The organism is Psychrobacter sp. APC 3426 (genome assembly GCF_030408035.1).
GTDB lineage: Bacteria > Pseudomonadota > Gammaproteobacteria > Pseudomonadales > Moraxellaceae > Psychrobacter.
This window is the reverse complement of sequence record NZ_JASDCF010000068.1, coordinates 1-674: the sequence shown is the minus strand read 5'-3', so window position 1 is coordinate 674 and position 674 is coordinate 1. Positions and strand designations below refer to the sequence as shown.

Here is a 674-nt window from a genome sequence, read left to right as displayed (position 1 = left end):
AATCGGTGTCTAAGACGGCAGTTATTGCCTTCAATGCCTACCGTATGCTGTTTGCCAATTCGTTTGTTATCACTTTTAAAGGCGGTTATAAAACTGTCCCAGTTGTCCATGCTAATCGAGCCATAGCTGACTGTAAGCTGCTTTAAACGTGCTCTTAACTTCTTAGCCGTTTTTAGGTCACGTTTGCCCCAGACATAAGCGACAATCTCATTAGTAGCACGGTCATAAGCGTAGATGAGCCAGACTTTACGCTTCTTGCGATACACGTAAGTCCAGAACTCATCAACCTCTAAGCGTTCATAATATCGCTTCTTAGGCGCGATCTTATAAACAGATGAGCCTATGGTGCCAAGTACTTTACCAATGCTAACCTTGGCTATAACGGCTATGTCTCTAACACCACAACCTCGGACAGTCATCAGTCGTATGAGATCTTCTATTCTAGAGTGACAGCCGTTATAGGTTACCGCATGATCGCCAATAAATTGGCGTTTGCAGTCCTTGCATTGGTAGTTCTGCTTGCCATAGCTTTTTATGCCATGTATCGAAAAACTGGGACTGTGACAGTCGGGGCAATTGATCTGTATTTGTGTCTTCATAACCTCAAATATATCATCTTGCTTTGACTGTCACCCTCCCTTTATTACTCCAGCATACTTTTTGATACACCACCA

Annotated in this window: 1 protein-coding gene; it reads right to left on the bottom strand. The window is 43.2% G+C overall.

The window, feature by feature from the left end; all coding sequences use genetic code 11:
• Positions 1-599 (bottom strand): IS1 family transposase (locus QL919_RS14125; RefSeq protein ID WP_290190100.1); only part of this gene is annotated, 599 nt, incomplete at its 3' end.
• Positions 600-674 lie beyond the last annotated feature (75 nt).